The sequence below is a fragment of the Pseudomonas sp. P5_B3 genome (genome assembly GCF_056400405.1).
Genome location: NZ_JBFULI010000049.1, coordinates 29605 through 48211 on the forward strand (window position 1 = coordinate 29605; position 18607 = coordinate 48211).

14 protein-coding genes and 1 pseudogene are annotated in these 18607 nt (G+C 58.9%); 6 read left to right on the forward strand and 9 right to left on the reverse strand.

Features of this window, described 5'->3' with window-relative positions:
* Positions 1-46: 46 nt before the first annotated feature.
* The 3 genes from tcuA to tcuC are packed head-to-tail and all read left to right on the forward strand — an operon-like array spanning position 47 to position 3994.
* A complete protein-coding gene (tcuA, locus tag AC1DRN_RS23775; protein WP_223462608.1) occupies positions 47-1501 on the forward strand; it encodes an FAD-dependent tricarballylate dehydrogenase TcuA in 1455 nt (484 codons plus the stop codon).
* Positions 1488-2645 carry a tricarballylate utilization 4Fe-4S protein TcuB gene (tcuB, locus tag AC1DRN_RS23780; RefSeq protein ID WP_223462609.1) on the forward strand — a complete coding sequence of 386 codons (1158 nt, stop codon included), beginning with the start codon at positions 1488-1490 and terminating at the stop codon, positions 2643-2645. The genes tcuA and tcuB overlap by 14 nt, the downstream gene beginning before the upstream one ends.
* Before the next feature lie 47 nt (positions 2646-2692).
* Positions 2693-3994 carry an MFS transporter gene (gene tcuC, locus AC1DRN_RS23785; RefSeq protein WP_223462610.1) on the forward strand — a complete coding sequence of 434 codons (1302 nt, stop codon included), beginning with the start codon at positions 2693-2695 and terminating at the stop codon, positions 3992-3994.
* 94 nt (positions 3995-4088) lie between these two features.
* Here tcuC and AC1DRN_RS23790 read toward each other — a convergent pair whose 3' ends face one another.
* Entirely contained in the window at positions 4089-4853 is a 765-nt protein-coding gene (locus tag AC1DRN_RS23790) for a tetratricopeptide repeat protein (RefSeq protein ID WP_223462611.1), read from the reverse strand.
* 559 nt (positions 4854-5412) lie between these two features.
* Between AC1DRN_RS23790 and gfa the strand changes: the two genes are divergently transcribed.
* Positions 5413-5991 carry an S-(hydroxymethyl)glutathione synthase gene (gene gfa / locus AC1DRN_RS23795; protein WP_223462612.1) on the forward strand — a complete coding sequence of 193 codons (579 nt, stop codon included), beginning with the start codon at positions 5413-5415 and terminating at the stop codon, positions 5989-5991.
* 106 nt (positions 5992-6097) lie between these two features.
* Entirely contained in the window at positions 6098-6322 is a 225-nt protein-coding gene (locus AC1DRN_RS23800) for a helix-turn-helix domain-containing protein (protein ID WP_317851128.1), read from the forward strand.
* Here the strand turns inward: AC1DRN_RS23800 and AC1DRN_RS23805 are convergent.
* The 7 genes and pseudogenes from AC1DRN_RS23805 to AC1DRN_RS23835 form a co-directional block, all read right to left on the reverse strand.
* Entirely contained in the window at positions 6298-7203 is a 906-nt protein-coding gene (locus AC1DRN_RS23805) for a hypothetical protein (RefSeq protein ID WP_477786817.1), read from the reverse strand. The two genes, AC1DRN_RS23800 and AC1DRN_RS23805, sit on opposite strands and share 25 nt — an antisense overlap.
* 109 nt (positions 7204-7312) lie before the next feature.
* Positions 7313-7490: pseudogene (locus tag AC1DRN_RS23810) on the reverse strand (SAM-dependent methyltransferase); the annotation flags it as partial.
* A gap of 231 nt (positions 7491-7721) precedes the next feature.
* Positions 7722-8441: an amino acid ABC transporter ATP-binding protein gene (locus tag AC1DRN_RS23815; RefSeq protein ID WP_223462619.1), complete on the reverse strand. Its 720-nt coding sequence runs from the start codon at positions 8439-8441 to the stop codon at positions 7722-7724.
* Positions 8442-8509: 68 nt separating this feature from the next.
* The gene (locus AC1DRN_RS23820) at positions 8510-9472 is read right to left on the reverse strand and encodes an agmatinase (RefSeq protein WP_477786818.1); all 963 of its coding nucleotides are present in this window, start codon (positions 9470-9472) and stop codon (positions 8510-8512) included.
* A 26-nt stretch (positions 9473-9498) separates the two neighbouring features.
* Positions 9499-10161, reverse strand: coding sequence for an amino acid ABC transporter permease (locus AC1DRN_RS23825; RefSeq protein ID WP_223462614.1), 663 nt, complete (start codon positions 10159-10161; stop codon positions 9499-9501).
* A complete protein-coding gene (locus AC1DRN_RS23830) occupies positions 10151-10846 on the reverse strand; it encodes an amino acid ABC transporter permease (RefSeq protein ID WP_223462615.1) in 696 nt (231 codons plus the stop codon). The genes AC1DRN_RS23825 and AC1DRN_RS23830 overlap by 11 nt, the downstream gene beginning before the upstream one ends.
* Positions 10847-11698 (reverse strand): transporter substrate-binding domain-containing protein, encoded by an 852-nt coding sequence (locus AC1DRN_RS23835; protein WP_223462616.1) that lies wholly within the window; start codon positions 11696-11698, stop codon positions 10847-10849. It lies immediately after the preceding gene.
* A gap of 128 nt (positions 11699-11826) precedes the next feature.
* Between AC1DRN_RS23835 and AC1DRN_RS23840 the strand changes: the two genes are divergently transcribed.
* Positions 11827-12732, forward strand: coding sequence for a LysR family transcriptional regulator (locus AC1DRN_RS23840; RefSeq protein WP_223462617.1), 906 nt, complete (start codon positions 11827-11829; stop codon positions 12730-12732).
* A gap of 148 nt (positions 12733-12880) precedes the next feature.
* On the opposite strand, the gene AC1DRN_RS23845 is transcribed toward AC1DRN_RS23840, so the two are convergent.
* On the reverse strand, positions 12881-18607 hold a 5727-nt coding region (locus tag AC1DRN_RS23845; protein WP_477786819.1), incomplete at its 5' end, for a VCBS domain-containing protein.

An 18607-nucleotide genomic window follows, 5' to 3' on the forward strand; every position in this document is an offset into this window, starting at 1 on the left:
GCAAGGAGCACTTCGTTCCCGCTTCCTTGCAAATCGAGGAGCGATAATGATCGATGTCTTAATCATAGGGGGTGGCAACGCTGCCTTGTGCGCCGCTCTGATGGCGCGAGAAGCGGGCGCCAGCGTGGTGCTGCTGGAAGCCTCTGCGAAAATCTGGCGCGGTGGCAACTCCCAACACACCCGTAACCTGCGGTGCATGCACGACGAACCGCAGGACGTGCTGATCGATGCCTATCCGGAGGAGGAATACTGGCAAGACCTGTTGAAGGTCACCGGTGGCCTCACGGATGAAAAGCTTGCACGCATTGCAATTCGGGCATCGTCTTCTTGCCGCGATTGGATGCGTTCACACGGCGTGCATTTTCAGCCACCGCTGTCCGGCGCGCTGCACGTGGCGCGGACCAATGCATTTTTTATGGGAGGCGGCAAAGCGCTGGTCAATGCGTATTACCGCAGCGCCGAGCACTTGGGTGTAAAAGTTCGCTACAACACGCAAGTGACCGACATCGAATTGGATGAGGGAAAATTCGTCGCCGCCCACGTGGGCGAACATGAGGTCGATGGTCAGCGTGTCGCCGCAGAACGCATTGAAGCCCGGGCCTGCGTGTTGGCGGCCGGCGGCTTCGAATCCAACCGTGAATGGCTGCGCGAAGCCTGGGGTCAGAACGAACGCGGTGAATGGCCATCGGACAATTTCCTGATCCGGGGCACTCGATTCAACACCGGTATTTTGCTACGGCGCATGCTGGACCTTGGCGCAGATGTGATTGGCGATCCGACGCAAGCACACATGGTCGCGATTGATGCCCGCGCGCCACTCTACGACGGCGGCATCTGCACCCGAATCGACTGCGTATCTCTGGGTGTAGTGGTCAATCGTGATGGCGAACGCTTCTACGACGAAGGTGAGGATTTCTGGCCAAAACGTTATGCGATCTGGGGGCGTCTGGTGGCCGGACAACCCGGTCAGCAGGCGTATTCGATCATCGATCAACAAGCCATCGGCTGCTTCATGCCGCCGGTCTTTCCCGGAACCACCGCCAATACTCTGCAAGACCTTGCCCGCCAGTTGAAGCTGCCTCAAGAAAAATTCGTCAAGACTGTCGAGGACTACAACAGCGCCTGCCGCGTTGGCACGTTCGATCACACGGCGTTGGACGACTGCCACACCCAAGGACTGGTGCCAGCAAAAACCCATTGGGCGCGACCATTGGTGAAACCACCTTTCTACGCCTACCCGCTTAAACCGGGTGTCACGTTCACCTACCTCGGCCTCGCCACCGACGAAACCGCTGCCGTGCATTTCAATGGCAAAGCGAGCCCCAACCTGTTCGTCGCGGGAGAGATGATGGCCGGCAATGTTCTGGGCAAGGGCTACACCGCCGGCATCGGCATGGCCATCGGTACCGCGTTTGGCCGCATCGCCGGTGTGCAGGCGGCCGCTTCTGTGGGCTTTGGCGTCTCATCTGCAAACACGGAGTCTCGACATGCAACTGTTTGATCCCCAAGCGTCGGGCGGGTTAATCCCCGTGTTGAATCTTGACGAAAGTGAAGTCCAGCGGCAGATGACCATCTGCAATGCCTGCCGTTATTGCGAAGGCTTTTGCGCGGTATTTCCGGCGATGACCCGGCGTCTGGAATTCACTCAGGCCGACATCCACTACCTGGCGAACTTGTGCCATAACTGCGGCGCGTGCTTGCACGCCTGTCAGTACGCCGCCCCACACGAATTCGACGTCAACATACCCAAAGCCATGGCCAAAGTGCGCCTGGATACTTACGCCGAATACGCCTGGCCGCAAGTGATGGGCAAGTTGTATCAGCGCAACGGCCTGACCCTGGCGCTGGCTTCCGGTGGGGGACTGGCCTTGTTTTTATGCCTGACCCTGATGCTCATGGGCAACCTGTTTACGGCCATTCCCGGGGGCAACTTCTACAAGATTTTCCCGCATAACACCCTGGCGCTGATGTTCGGTTCGGTGTTCGGCTTTGCGGTACTTGCCCTGACCATGGGTGTACGGCGCTTCTGGCGCAACGTTTCACCGGTCGCAGCGCCACTGCCGTTGAAAACGTCCGCTGCATTGGAGGCTACGGCCAACGTCGCGAAGCTCAAATACCTGGACGGCGGCCATGGCGAAGGCTGCAACAACGCCGACGATCAATTCACCTTGTGGCGACGCCGATTCCACCACCTCACCTTCTACGGCTTCATGCTGTGCTTCGCCGCTACCGGTGTCGCCACGCTCTTTCACTACTTGCTGAAGTGGTCGGCGCCTTATCCGATCTTCAGCTTGCCGGTGATGTTGGGTATTGCCGGTGGCATCGGCCTGCTGATCGGCCCGGCGGGTCTTCTTTGGCTGAACCTGCGTCGCAACCCTGCGCACGGCGATGAGAACCAAAAACCCATGGATCGCGGCTTCATCGCGCTGCTGTTTCTGGTCAGCGCAAGCGGCCTGGCGCTACTGGCTTTCCGTGAAACCAGCGCCTTGGGCTTGATGCTGGCTATCCATCTCGGCCTGGTCATGGCGTTTTTCTTGACCATGCCCTACAGCAAATTCGCCCATGGAATATTCCGCAGCGCAGCGCTGCTCAAACACGCCATCGAGAAGCGTCAACCCAACCCGATCAACGCCGGCAGCGACTGACGGTTAAAACACTCATTCCAAAAACAATAGTGAGCATAACGGTAGCCATGATGAAAACGACAACGGCAACAACCCGAGCCAAGGGGTCAAAATTGGGCGCCATTTTGCGGGTCACCAGCGGTAACTTTCTCGAGCAGTTCGACTTCTTTCTGTTCGGGTTCTACGCGACCTACATTTCCCAGACCTTCTTTCCAGCCACCAGCGAGTTTGCCTCGCTGATGATGACCTTCGCGGTATTCGGCTCCGGATTCCTGATGCGTCCGTTAGGCGCCATTGTGCTGGGGGCGTACATCGACAAGGTGGGCCGTCGCAAAGGGCTGATCGTGACGCTGTCGATCATGGCCGCCGGTACCGTATTGATCGCTCTGGTGCCGGGCTATGCCGCCATCGGCGTGGCGGCACCGATTCTAGTGTTGTTGGGCAGGCTGCTACAGGGCTTCTCCGCCGGCGCGGAAATGGGCGGTGTTTCCGTGTATCTGTCGGAAATTTCCACCCCCGGTCACACCGGTTTCTACACCAGTTGGCAATCGGCCAGCCAACAGGTGGCGATCGTCGTCGCGGCCGCGTTGGGCTACACGATCAATGCCACGATGCAAGCCGCTGAAATCGCCGATTGGGGCTGGCGTATTCCGTTCTTCATTGGCTGTGTGATCATCCCGTTCATTTTCATTATTCGCCGCTCACTGGAAGAAACCGCTGCCTTCACTGCTCGCAGCCATCGTCCAACAACTCGCGAAGTTTTTCGCTCGATGCGTGACAACTGGCGCACCGTACTGGCGGGCGGCTTGCTGGCGTCCATGACCACCACCACGTTCTACCTGATTACGGTCTACACACCGACGTTTGGCAGGACAGTACTGAACCTGAGCACCACCGACAGCCTGGTGGTCACACTGCTGGTCGGCATCAGCAACTTTATCTGGCTGCCTATCGGCGGCGCCCTCTCCGACCGCATTGGCCGTCGGCCACTGTTGCTGGCGATATCGTTGCTGTGCATCTTCACCGCCTATCCCGCCATGCACTGGCTGGCAGCGGCGGCGAGCTTCGAACGACTGCTCGCTGTGCTGCTGTACTTCTCATTCTTCTTTGGGATTTACAACGGCGCCATGGTCGCGGCACTGACCGAAGTCATGCCACAGAACGTGCGGGTAGTCGGGTTTTCACTGGCCTTCAGTTTGGCCACCGCGGTGTTTGGCGGTTTTACCCCGGCAATCTCGACGCTGCTTGTCCAGGCCACGGGCGACAAGGCATCACCTGCCTACTGGCTGATGTTCGCGGCGGTGTGCGGGTTCACGGCGACGACGATTCTGTATCGTCGACAAAAAACTTTGGCGGTCAACACCGTTTAGTTCCTCGATCGCCGACGCTTACCACGTGTCGATCCACGGCGATTTCTGCCCGTCGCGAAGGGCAGAAATCGGCCAGAAGTGCACACTCGCAAACTCAACCGTGCACCAGGTAGGCCCCTGACGGAACCCGATATCGCAGTTTCTTGCATTTGCCGGGTGCGGGCTGATGCCCCGGCGGGCGATCAGGAAACCAAATTCGGCATTTGCCCGGAGGCGGCATATGGCCGCGGGGAATCTCAACCTCAGCATACGCCCGCTCTGGCTCGACATTAGCCATTTGCAATTTTCCTTCGGGCCCGGCTCTGCCATCCGTCGGTGCTTCCCCAACCCGATCTGTCTCTGCGACAGTGAAGTTGCCAGCGTCGTGCCCAGTGACCGGAGTGGATTGTTCAGCAACGGCCTTTTCTGCTTCGCGGCGCCTTTGGGTATCCTCTTCCAGCCCCTTCTGTACTGCGACCAGATCCTCTTTGGCATTGGGTGGGCTACCCGAAGACTGGGCCTGTTGCGCCGCCTGGATCAATTGGAAGTTGCGGTTGCGCAACTCGACGTTGCGACCGACCCGCATGTTCGAGCGAGCCGCCAGGGTTTCAGCCTGTTGGTACTGCCCCTGCTGAAGACGCAACACACCGAGGTAATGCAGCGTCGCGGGATTGTTCGGCTGGATATGCAGAGCACGCTCCAACGTGGCGGCGGCCTGGTCCAACTGGCCATTTTCATACTGCCGCGAGGCTGTTTCGATCAGGGTGGTCGATGCGCTGTTACTTTGCGCGGGCGCTCTTCGCTCGGCAGCAACCGAACAAAGCGACGCGACGGCGCAGAACGCCAGGATGAGACCTGGCAGAAAACGCTTGGTTGGCATCAGTGGCGGACGCTGGCATGCCAGCGAAGGTGGCCTTGAATTGTCCATCTATCTTTCGGGCCTCTTCGCTGGCAAGCCAGCTCCTACAGTAAAACAGACCATAGCGCTGTTCGGCATTTGCGATACAGGGCCGCTATTGACCTGGCCAATACCCTGAAGTTCCTGCCGCAACGGCCGCCGCAACCAGTATCATTTTTTACCACCCCAACATCTAAGCATGATCTGTTGCTGCACTTCACGCTGGGCAGAAAACGGCCAGAAGCAGACCTGAAAAACCTTTGACGTGCGTGGATGCCATCTGAATTCGGCACACTCGCCCGTGCGCGGGTCCTGGCCGCGCTCGGGGTGTCATCACAGACTATTCTTGATCTGGGTAACCGACCGGTCGCACCGAAGGAGGTCAGTCGTTTATGCACTGTGTCCTTTTCGAAATCCGCCGCGGTTCGATCGGATGCAGGAAGGCAAATCGATCCGCGCGGCCATGGAGTTCCGACGAACTACCGGTCTGGGGCACGGCCCCAGGCACTTTTGTCTGACACCCTGAAACGGAGACGCCAGCATGAGCACCTTGCAACTTCACCCTGCATTGGACAATGGCATACAACCCGCCGCCGCGAATTTCACAGGTGGCACCCTGCAATGCCTGTGTGCGACCGACAAGGTCGAGGTCAGGATCGACGCACAAACGCTGCATAACCACGCGTGCGGCTGCAGCAAATGCTGGAAACCACAAAACGCGATATTCGCCGTCATCGCCGTGGTGCCTCGAGATAAGGTCAGCGTCATTGCCCACGGCGAAAAACTGGCGATTGTCGACGAATCCGCCACCATCCAGCGCCACGCCTGCAAGCAGTGTCACGCCCATCTCTTTGGGCGCATCGAGAACAAGGACCATGCGTTTTATGGCCTGGACTTCGTCCACACCGAGCTTTCGCCACAGCGCGGATGGGCCGCGCCGGGATTCGCGGCGTTCGTGTCCTCCATCATCGAAACCGGCACACCTCCAGCGCAAATGAAGGCTATCCGCGAGCGCTTGCGCTCGATCGGCCTGGAACCCTATGACTGCCTGTCCCCGGACTTGATGGACGCACTGGCGACTCATGTCGCCAAACAGAAAGGCCTGCTCCCCGCCGCCTGATTGATCGGTTGCCGCGGTTTCTTTTCCGGACCGCGGCTCCGATTCACCTTTGATGTTGTGCGTCCCACATAAGAGACGGTTAAATCCCGAACCTTTCGAAGTGGTCATGGTGCTGCTGGGCCGGTCTCTATTCGACGAGGCAACGCAGGACATCTGTTCGTTCAAGGCGTTACGGCGCTTATTGCGCGAAACACAACTGAGCGTGATCACTGTCGCCAATGAAGTCGGCTACTCCAACCCCAGCCACTTCGCCCCTGTATTTCGCAAGCACACCGGCCTTTCCCCAAGCGACTACCGGCGCCAGCGTCAGGGCTCTGCCGGCCGCAGATAGGGCTCGATAAAGCCGCAGCCAAGGATCTCGTTCAGGCGTTGCGCATCGTTCATTCGGCGAAACAGTCCAATAGTCTTCCACGGCGCATGACCATCGACATTGGGCGCTCCCAATCCGGCCAACAGGTCGGCGATCAGTATTGATCGGGTCTCGAAAGAGATGCGTGTCAGCCCGGTGCTATTGCCGACGCCAGCATGGGCATGAGCCCCGGAAAAGGCGATCAGGCTCCCCGGAGCGATATCGACGGCAATCCCCTCCTGCGGGCCRATCGCTTCCAGCAGATGCGCAATGGCTTCGTCGGCATCCACGGCATTGCGGCCGTCTCGATGGGATCRCTGCAAAATGGCGCGCATATCGAAATCTGCGCTCGAATTACCCAGCGGTCGCTGCCAGAGGCCTGGATACAAGGCGATGGTACGCCCTGCCGAGATGGGATAGATGGGCGCCCACCAGTTGGTCTGCGCATAGATATTCGACCCCCAGGTATCGCGGTGAAACGCGATGGTGGCCGTCGTGCGGGCACGCGGCGTCGACTGCCCTGGCTCGCAATGCGGCTGAAAACGCAAATGCAGGCGATCGCACGCCAGGGTATCGGGGGCGATGCCAAGGCTTTGCACGACGTCCTGCCAGCGCTGCTGGACCTCAGCCGAGCCTGCGAAGTCGTTCTGGATTTTCGCAAAACGCTCAGTCTGCTCAGGGTGGCTCAAATGGCGATGGATCTGTTGCGGCGACCAGGGATGCAGCGCGTCTTCGAGGAACGCACGCGTATATTCCACCAGCGCCGTCATGGGCTGCAGGTCAGTGAAGCGAATGATCTCGCCAGCATAGATACGGTCATGCAATTGGCGAGCGGTGCTCGGTATGGCAAGCGAGCTGTACATGACTGGAAGTCCCCTGAAGGTGCGCCCCTGACTTTAGATCCACGCCGATTGTGGCGAAAGTGGCAGGTGGGGCGAAAAAGCGCGGATCAGGCCCTGGGGACATGAGCAACAGGCGGCTGAAGAAACGGGTAGCGTCCCCGAATCCGGCGTCGTGTAACAGTTTTTGAACCGCCGCCTCAGAATGTGGAGGGTCAGCGCCTTGAAGGATTTCCCCCCGCTTGACCTTCACTTCATCCGGGCTGGCTCCATGCTGCCGCCACCGTTGCCCCTCAAGCAGCAAGCAATATCTGCCGGTGACTGTAGGCAGAAGACGGCCAATAGCTACCCATGCAAAAGACTTCCACCTTAAGTGGATATCCGTATTCAGATCGTTTAACTGTTGGTTGTAGGTATTGTCACGCGATGCGAAGCAGATCTAATACGAAATGCGTCAGTCAGCAGGGCAAACCATAATCGATACCTGCTGACCGAGCTTTAATTGACTGACTCCGTATTGAACGCTGGATACAACGTGGAACTCAGTGCCCCAGTATTTTCGACAGGAAGAGCTTTGCTCGCTCCGAAGACGTCCCGTTAAAGAATGCTTCAGAGGATGTGTCATCAATGATCATCCCCTCCTCCATGAAAACCACCCGATCTGCCACGCGCCGAGCAAAGCCCATCTCATGGGTGACCACCATCATTGTCATGCCGTCCTTGGCCAGCGACACCATCACGTCCAACACCTCGTTGATCATCTCTGGGTCCAGTGCCGAGGTTGGCTCATCGAAGAGCATGATGACCGGATCCATCGACAACGCCCGGGCGATGGCAACACGCTGCTGCTGACCACCAGAGAGTTGCGCAGGATACTTGTGGGCATGTGCGCTGAGGCCCACACGTTCAAGCAATGCCAGAGCTTTGGCTTTCGCATCGTTTGTCGGACGATGGAGTACCTTCGTTTGTGGCAACGTGAGGTTCTCGATGATCGACATATGGGGGAAAAGTTCGAAATGCTGAAACACCATGCCCACTTGCTGGCGCAACTTTGGCAGGTCAGTTTTTGCGCTGCCGATTGACTGCCCATTCACCAGGATTTCGCCTTTCTGAAAAGACTCCAGGCCGTTGACCGTCTTGATCAATGTCGACTTGCCTGAACCTGAAGGTCCGCACACCACCACAATTTCGCCTTTACTGACGTGCGTCGAGCAGTCTTTGAGGACTTGCAAATTTCCGTACCATTTATTGATTCCGCGCATTCTGATGCAGTGGGGCTGAACATCTGCAGCGAAGCGTGAAACCAATGACACCGCGGCGTTGGTCTGAATCATTTGTCGAAATACCCCGCGCGAATAGAGGCGCCGATCAGATTGACAATCAAGCGTCCCGCCGTCACGCAGGTGAGGTTGCTTGCGTTGTCTTTACCCGGCTGGATTTCAACGATATCCATACCCACTACCCGTCCTTTTTTCACCAATCCGTGAATGAGCTTGCGTGCCTGTAAAAAAGTCACGCCACCCGGGGCCGGACCATCGACAGCGGGCATGATGGTCGGATCGAGACCGTCGGCATCAATGGTCAGGTAGTAGTTTCCACCATCGGGAATACGCGAAAGCACCGCGTCCATGCCGATCTCATGCAACTCATAGGCGCTGATCAACTCCGCACCATACTCGCGCGCAACCTCCAGATCCTCGGGGCGTGCGCTGCCTTGGGCGCGCAGTCCGATCTGGAAGATCCGGCCGACATGGGCCATTTCGGAGGCACGACGTATCGGGCTGGACAACCCCTCCCGGATCCCGTTCACGTCGTCGCGCCAGTCAAGGTGCGCATCGATATGGATGATGGTGATCGGGTCGAGACTGTCGTAGGCCCGTAAAACCGGCGTAGTAATTCCGTGGTCACCGCMAAGAATGACCGGCAGCGCTCCGGCTTTGAGAAGCTGGCGTACGGCCTGCTCGGCACGTTCATAGTGCTCACCTGGTTTGGCGACATCGGGCAACACATCACCACAGTCGATGAATCGGATATCGCTACGACCTTGCAGCAGCGGGCCATCGATATCGAAATCGTAATGCCGCGGATCACGCACCATACGGTCGGTGAGCTGACGAATTGCCAGCGGCGCATTGGTCTGGTCGTTGGTGTATGAGCGCGGGCCATAAGGCGAACCGAAAGGCATGCCAAGCACCGCAATATCCGCCTGTTGAAGGTTTTCCAGATCGGTCATCAGTTCTGAATAAAGCAGGGTTTGATGGCTGGTACGTGGAGCGACGGTAAGATTCTTCATAAAAAACTCCTGAGTGATGGGATTTTCTAGCGATGCCGCCAGTGTCTTTCGCGGGCTTCCAGAGTTTGTCCAAGTGCATCGAGAACAATGCTCGACAGCCAATAGAGCAATGCAGCGGTGCCAAGCACTTCGAGGTAAGCGAAGGTGTCAGCGGTCATCAGATTGCTCTGATAGGTGAGCTCAGGAAGACTGGTTACCGAGAAGATCGCTGTGTCCTTGAACATCATGATGATCAGGCTGGTAGTAGGCGGGATCAGGTAGCCAAAGCTTTGCGGCACGACTACGTAGCGTTGAACCTGCCAGACGGAAAACCCCAGTGACCGAGCTGCGCGCGCCTGGCCGGCAGGTACGCTCTTCAAGGCGGCGCGCAGAATTTCACTGAAATACCCGGCCGTATAGAACGCAGTGGCACCAATGGCGATCGCAAAGGAAGAGGCTTGCACTCCCAGCTGCGGCAGACCGAAAAACAGCAGGTACACCACGATCAGGAACGGTACATTTCGTACAAGTTCGACATAACAACGGGCAAACAATCTTGGCAGCCAATGCTCGGCATCGGCCATGTAAGCGAACAGAGTTCCGATCAATATCCCCAGCGGAATGCCTATGGCACTGACCGTCGCGGTAACTTTCAGTCCCTGCAGCAACGCGGGGATTGCGTGATTGACCACCTCAAGATCAATGGGCATTTGGCATCACCTTGGCAAGGCGGCGCTCGATGAGTCGCGAGATCGACGAAGCGCACAGCAGAATAAGGAAGTAAACGACCGCTGTTGCGCTGAACACTTGCAGCGGCAGATCGCTTTGCAGCGTCGCGTTACGAGCCACGGTAGCGAGCTCACTGACGGCAATGATCGACAGCAGTGATGAGGCTTTGAGCAGTACGGTGTACTCGTTGGTCAGCGGAGGAATGGAGCGATGGAACATCTGCGGCAACAGCACGTAACGCCACTTCTGATGAGCTCGCATCCCCAGTGCCTGGGCTGCTGCCACCTGACCTCGAGGAATCGAAGTCAAAGCACCCCGCAGGATTTCACTGATGTAGGCCGCCGTATTGAAAGACAGGGCCAGGATCCCCGCCTCCAGTGGTGTCAGCGAAATACCGATCAGGCCCGGCACAACGAAATACGCGATAAGCAATTGAATCAGCAACGGTGTGCCGCGGATGGCACTGACGTAGACCATCACCGCGTATCGGCCAATCGGTCCCGCCGCGACTCTCAGGAGAAGCAAAAGCACGCCCAATCCGAGCCCTACGAGAAAAGCCAGACTGCTTGCGATAAATGTTGTTGCCGCGCCTTGTAGCAAACCATCGAAAAACGGACCCAGCGCGGTGTGCGCACTCAACCAGCTAATCATTACCTGGCCCTCCACTTAGAGGGCCGCGTCAGGGAGATACCCTGAAGTCGGTAATGTCAGCGTTTCGCCGAACCATTTTTTCTGTAGCTCGGCCAACTTGCCCGTAGTACGCATTTCATCAAGCGTTTCGTTGATAAAGGTGCGTACTTCCGGATTTTTAGCATTGACTACCCAAGCTAACAGCTTGGCATTGCCGACTTCGCCAACCGTTTTATAAACGTCCGGCTGACGGCGCATTTGCACAGCCAATACGTTACTGGGTAGAACACCTACATCAATCGAGCCATTGGCAATCGCCAGGCCGACGTCGGGATAGCCCTGGAATAGTTTGAGGTCAGCGTAGCCCTGCCCTTTGCTGGCTTTTAGTTCTCGCTCGTATTCCTGCAGTGCTTGTTGGGCTGAAGAACCCATCTGGGTTCCCACCACTTTGCCTGCTACATCTTCAGGCTTGCTGATGGTTGTGTTGTCTGCCTTGACTACGAACAGCGAGCGGACGATACCGATGGGCTGGCTGAAAGCGAACCGTTTGGCACGTTCAGGTGTGATCCCGACGGAAGTGGCCACGAAATCAAATTTGTTGCTCATCAAACCGGGAAGCAAACCGTTGAACGGCAAGTTCAACTGCTCCAGCTCGACGCCGAGTTTTGCGGCCATTTGTTCCAGAATATCGTGGCCGTAACCCACAACCTTACCGTTTTCAACGAATTCATAAGGTTCGTAAGCGGCTTCGGTACCCACTGTCAGCTTGCCACGCTGCTTGATGTCGGCAAGCGTGCTTGCCTGGGCTGATGCGAAGGTGGAAGTACAGATAACCAGCGAGGTTAAGAGCACGGTTTTCACGATGCTTCGGCGACTGTGTGTAGTCATGATGCAGTTCCCCCATTTCTTGGAGTGTTGTATTTGTGAAGGTTGCTGGAACCAAATTAGCCAGTGCGAAAGCGCAAGTAAAATCACTTTATTAGCGATATGGTCTTGGAATCTGATACCTTTTATCCATGAACCGATTCGACCTGACCGAGCGTGACTTGCGCTCTCTCCGTATTTTTTGTGCCGCCGCTGAAGCCGGGGGATTTGCTGCGGCTGAACGCCGGCTGAATATGACCAAAGCCTCGATCAGCAGGCATATCAAGGAGGTTGAGGAACGCCTGGGTGTGCGTCTGTGCGAGCGAGGTCCGGCAGGTTTCAAGCTGAGCGCGGCCGGGAGAGTGGCGCTTGAGTTAACGACGAATGCACTTAACTCTCTTGAGCGAATCAAGCCAGAAATTGATGCGGTACGTGCCGTGATATCCGGCACCGTCTCGATTGGAACGGTCGAGCATATGCTCGCTGATCCGAATTGCCGGTTAGCCGAAGCGCTGAAAGAACTGAGACGAAGGGCTCCTAACGTTCAGGCAGAAGTGGCCGTGATGACCTTTGCCAACTTGAACCAGGCACTGCGCGAGCGACGGGTGCAGGTGGCCATTCGTGGGATGTACAAAAAAGAGCGAGCCTTTCATTACCAAAAGCTGTTCGTCGAAGACCATCGCGTGTATGTAGCAAATCAAGCGTCGGGCGAGAAGCATCTCCGACCTCAACTGGTTTATCGACCGCATCCCTTCGTCGAAGAAACGCTGGCTACACATGGTTTTGAACGAGGGCCCGAAGCCGCGGGGCTGGAAGCAATCGCGATGCTCGTTGAGGGCGGTGGTTATGCCGGGTTACTACCGGAGCACTATGTCGAACTCATTGCCCCGCGCTTTGAATTGCGGGAGTTACCGGACAGCCCCGTGTTCCATAACACCATCTGCGCAATAACCGAGGCTTCTCGCCCCTTGTCACGAAGCGCAGAGCTTTTTCTCGAGATTCTTGAGGAATTGCATACAAGCGACGCCTCCATCTCGAATCGAAATAGCGCCAGATAGAAAAAATTGTTCCAGCAGCATGAATCGTCCCGGGTTTCGTAGATACCGGGGGGAGTGAGGAGAAAAACACCCCGTACAGTCCCCATCGCGGATTTACCCGCGATGGGGACTGCAACCGCGTAGCGACGTGCGGCCAGCAGCAAAAGCATCACGTCGTCAGGATAAAGTCCGTCTGATCGATGCCTGCACTGTTAACACCGACGAGGCGAATAGAGTCCACTCCGATCCCGATCACCGTGTCCGCCCCGTCAGCCGCAATGCTCACGCTGGTAGCGAACGTCTCGCTGCTGATCCCCAGCCCCGCGATATTGAGCAAGTCCTGCCCTCCGGCCGGATTGACGTCGAAACCCTGGATCGAGTCGTTGCCGAAGCCTGCGGCAGCAAACGCGAAGGTATCGTTGCCGAGGCCGCCGTTGAGCGTGTCGTCGCCCAGCCCGCCGAAGAACAGATCATCACCCGCACCGCCGACCAGAATGTCGTTGGCCTGGCCACCCAGCATCGTGTGGTTCGCCGCCGCGGCATCGTAGGCCAGCTCACTGCCGCCGCCCTCGGCGTTCGCCTGCAAACCCGCCGCCGCGTATTGGCCATTCAGCGCGACCTGCGCCACATGTGTGCCGTCGCTCACGCTCAGCATCCCGCCGGTGCCTGTGTCATTCGCGGCATAGGTGAGCTGTGTGTTGGCGCCGAATGCGACATCGCCAAAGTCCAGGGTGTCACCCGTGGCAAAACCGCTGACGCTGCCGCTGAACGCCGTCGACACATCGAGCTTGAGCGTGCCTGCCGCGCCGCTGTCGAACGTCACATGCTGATCGGAGGCAGCAGCGAATTGCAGAATCGCCGAACCGCTGATAGTCGCGCTTCCCGCACCTGCGACATCTCCGTGGATGATGATATTGCCATCGTTCGCCCACAGGCTACCGCTGTTGACGAGCCCACTATCAATCACCAATCCACCGCTGCCGGTGGCTTCCAGTACGCCAGTGTTGGTGACGGCGCTGCTACCGGTATCGACCACCAGCGCATTGACGCCGCTGGCAAGGATCAGGCCCGAGTTGACCAGCATCATTTGCCCCGCGCCCAAATGGCCGGCACCCGAGATGGTGTTGTCGGCATTGGTGAGCAGCGTGTCCGCGCTGCCTCCAAAGATCACGTTCTGCGCGCTGTCGGACAGAACCACTTGCCCGCCACCGGTCAACGTCGCGCCACGGAACAGAATCTCGAGATCGGTTCCGCTGCCGGTGGAGCCGAGCGCTATGGTGCCGCTGTTGTCGATGCTGCCACCGAACGGCATGATCGCGCCGTCAGCAATGGTGATGGTGCCCGTATTGGTCGTGACCGGGTCCACATCGAACAGCAGGTTGGCCCCGCTCAACGCCGCCGCATCCACGCCGTCGACCGTGATCGTCTGGTCGGCGCTGATGCTGAGCACGGCATTGCCGTTCGCGTCGTTGGCGATACTCACATCGGCAAAACCGTTGACGCCCGTGAAGCCGATCAAGTCGATCTTGTCTGCCGCCGCATCGAAGCTGTGAATGACGTTGTTGCCGATTGGCTGGGCGAACACGAACAGGTCGGCGCCGCTGGAGCCGGTCAGGTTGTCGTCCGCCGACAAGGCGAAGATCGGCGAGCCGGGGGCGTAGGCTTCGACGTTGTCGCGAATCACTTCGCTATCCACCGTGCCATCGACATTGGTCCAGGTCATCGTGACCGGCAAGACCATGGCACCCGTGAAATCTGCTGCTGTTGTGACCGTCAGCGTGTCCAGGCTGCTCTTGTCCACCGTCCAGGTGCCGTTGCCATTGTCGGTGCCCTGGTTCAGGGTCCAGTCTGTGGGAAGACCGGAAATGGTCACCGTCGCGACGTCCGCGCGAGTCACCGCATCGGCCAGGCCCACGTTAATCGGGCTGCCAGCAACACCTGCGGGACCGAGGGTATTGTCGTAGACAACGATGTCTGAGGCTGTGATGTTAGTGACCCCGGCCAACGTCGTAACAGTGTTCAGCGTTGCCACTTGTACCCGACTCGCCGTATTGCTCCAGTCTGTGTCAAACCAGATTTCGCCCTTGCTTGTCGTCGAGTTGAATACGATCACGTAGGTGTTGGTGGCACCGCCGCCAATGCCGGTTGTGATCTGTGACGTTGTCTGCGAACTCGCGTCGATTAGATCAATCTTGTTGTCGTCATTGTTATTGATGTTGCTGATGCTGTTGCGGGTTTGAAAGTCGGTGGAGAGAAGCGCTGTACCGGCCGAACTCCCAGCGGTTGTGAAGCCGACACCGCCCGTCACGGCCCCCCCCAGGAAGCCAATTTTGTCGGTGCTGTCCGTGTAGTCGGTGATCGTGTCCGTGCCACCGTTGGTGCGCAACCGGAATTGGTCAACCCCACCATTACCGGTCAGTGTATCGTTGCCCGCCTGGCCGTTGATGGTGTCGGCCCCGCTGCCGCCGCTGATGTTATCGACGCCGGATGAACCATTGATATTGAAGGCTTCGGTCTGGTTGCCAAGGTTGAGCGTCAGCCCGGAAGTCGTCAGCGTCACGTTTTCGATATTGGCGATCTGGGCGTTGCTGGCGCTGGTGAAGTTCGCGCTGACGTTGAGCGTATCGGTATTGGCTCCGCCGTCGAGCAGCGTGTCGTTCTGCGCACCGCTGATGATGTCGTTGCCACCTGCCGCACTGATGCTGTCTGCACCTGTCCCCCCGGTGATGGTGTCGGCACCCGAAGAACCGGTAATGGTGAAGCCTTCGGTCTGGTTGGCGAGGTTCAGGGTCGCAGCCGTTCCGATCAATACATTCTCGATACCCGTAATCTGCCCGTCGCTTGTGCTCGTGAAGAGGGTACCCGTACTCAGGGTGTCGGAACCGGTGCCGCCATCGAGCAGTGTGTCGTTGTCAGTGCCAAAGATTGTGTCATTCCCGCTGCCCGCGACGATCTGATCGGCACCCGAAGTGCCAAAGATGGTGAAGCTTTCGGTTTGAGCGTTCAGGATCAGCGTTCCTGAAGCTGTGGTTATCTGAACGTTTTCAATATTCGCGATCTGGCCGTCGCTCTCGTTGACAAAAACTCCACTGACGTTGAGGGTATCGGTTCCGGTGCCGCCGTCGAGCAGGCGGTCATTGGCCGAGCCGACGATCACGTCGTTGCCCGCGCCGCCAAAAATCCAGTCCGCACCGGCACCGCCGGACAGATTGTCCGTGCCACCGAAGCCATAGATCGCTGTGTCGGAGCTGCCCGCCGAGAAATTGTTGCCCGCGCTTGTGCCGAGATAGAGCTCCACTACGCTCGCCGAGACACTGCCATCTTTCACCTGCAAGGTACCCGACACCACGGAGCCCTGTTCCGCGGGGGACAGATTCGTGCTGGCGCCGCTGGTGATCGAGGGGTTGCCGAACGCTGCGGCAAACGGACTCTGCAGCGACAGCGTCGCATTGTCCGGGTCGGTCGCGACGAAGCTGATCGACGTCTCGGCTATGGTCAGGCCGGAAGTTGTCGGTGCGTCGTTGACTGCCGACACCGTGACGGTCGTTGTTGCGATATTACTGGCATGGTTGGCCGCTGCCCCATCATCCACCTGGAAGCTAATCGTGCGCGCCGTTGTTGAGGGGTTGTCGCTACTGTTGGAGTAGGTCACCGAGCGCAGCGCGGTCTGATACTGCGCCACCGTAGCGGCTCCGGTCAGTGTCAGCACGCCAGTGCCAGCGTTGTAGCTGCCGGTAATGCCGTTCTGGTTGGTGAACGCGAGTACGTCCTGACCCGTGGCGAAGTTGCTGGTGATCGATACCGTAGCGCCCGTCAGGTTGCTACTGTCGACATCGGTGATCGTTAGCGCCGAGTTGATCGTCGTCGCTGCCTGGTTTTCTGTGTATGACAGCGACCCACCAGCCGTCATTACCGGCGTGTCGTTGCTGCCGGCGATATGCACGGTGACCGAAGTGAGGGTGCCATCGGCACTGCTCACCGCGAAGGTGTCGGTGTAGGTGGTGCCGGCGGCGAACTCGTTGTGGGCGGAGTYGGCGACGTAGGTCCAGGCACCGCCGGTGCCGATGGAGAACTGGCCGTAGCTGCCGGCGGTGTTGGTTTGGGCGACGAAGGTTGCGGCGCTGTCGACGTCGCTGATGGTCAGGCTGCCCGCGGTGGTCAGCGCAGCATTGGTCTCGGTGAGGTTGGCGATGTCGGCGGACAGCACGGCCGCATCGTTGGTGCCGAGGATATGCACGGYGACCGAAGTGAGGGTGCCRTCGGCACTGCTCACCGCGAAGGTGTCGGTGTAGGTGGTGCCGGCGGCGAACTCGTTGTGGGCGGAGTTGGCGACGTAGGTCCAGGCACCGCCGGTGCCGATGGAGAACTGGCCGTAGCTGCCGGCGGTGTTGGTTTGCGCGACGAAGGCTGCGGCGCTGTCGACGTCGCTGATGGTCAGACTGCCAGCGGTGGTCAGCGCAGCATTGGTCTCGGTGAGGTTGGCGATGTCGGCGGACAGCACGGCCGCATCGTTGSTRCCGAGGATATGCACGGTGACCGAAGTGAGGGTGCCRTCGGCGCTGCTCACCGCGAAGGTGTCGGTGTAGGTGGTGCCGGCGRCGAACTCGTTGTGGGCGGAGTCGGCGACGTAGGTCCAGGCACCGCYGGTGCCGATGGAGAACTGGCCGTAGYTGCCGGCGGTRTTGGTTTGCGCCTGGAAACTTTCCGGGCTGTCGACGTCGCTGATGGTCAGGGTACCAGCGGTGGTCAGCGCAGCATTGGTCTCGGTGAGGTTGGCGATGTCGGCGGACAGCACGGCCGCATCGTTGCTACCGAGGATATGCACGGYGACCGAAGTGAGGGTGCCRTCGGCACTGCTCACCGCGAAGGTGTCGGTGTAGGTGGTGCCGGTGGCGAACTCGTTGTGGGCGGAGTCGGCGACGTAGGTCCAGGCACCGCCGGTGCCGATGGAGAACTGGCCGTAGCTGCCGGCGGTGTTGGTTTGCGCGACGAAGGTTGCGGCGCTGTCGACGTCGCTGATGGTCAGGCTGCCAGCGGTGGTCAGCGCAGCATTGGTCTCGGTGAGGTTGGCGATGTCGGCGGACAGCACGGCCGCATCGTTGGTGCCGAGGATATGCACGGTGACCGAAGTGAGGGTGCCATCGGCRCTGCTCACCGCGAAGGTGTCGGTGTAGGTGGTGCCGGCGRCGAACTCGTTGTGGGCGGAACTGGCGACGTAGGTCCAGGCACCGCCGGTGCCGATGGAGAACTGGCCGTAGCTGCCGGCGGTGTTGGTTTGGGCGACGAAGGTTGCGGCGCTGTCGACGTCGCTGATGGTCAGGCTGCCAGCGGTGGTCAGCGGAGCATTGGTTTCGCTCAGCGTAACGCTGGCCGAGGACAGCACGGCCGCATCGTTGGTGCCGAGGATATGCACGGTGACCGAAGTGAGGGTGCCATCGGCGCTGCTCACCGCGAAGGTGTCGGTGTAGGTGGTGCCGGCGACGAACTCGTTGTGGGCGGAGTCGGCGACGTAGGTCCAGGCACCGCYGGTGCCGATGGAGAACTGGCCGTAGTTGCCGGCGGTRTTGGTTTGCGCGACGTAGGTTGCGGCGCTGTCGACGTCGCTGATGGTCAGGGTACCGGCGGTGGTCAGCGCAGCATTGGTCTCGGTGAGGTTGGCGATGTCGGCGGACAGCACGGCSGCATCGTTGGTGCCGAGGATATGCACGGCGACCGAAGTGAGGGTGCCRTCGGCACTGCTCACCGCGAAGGTGTCGGTGTAGGTGGTGCCGGCGGCGAACTCGTTGTGGGCGGAACTGGCGACGTAGGTCCAGGCACCGCCGGTGCCGATGGAGAACTGGCCGTAGCTGCCGGCGGTGTTGGTTTGGGCGACGAAGGTTGCGGCGCTGTCGACGTC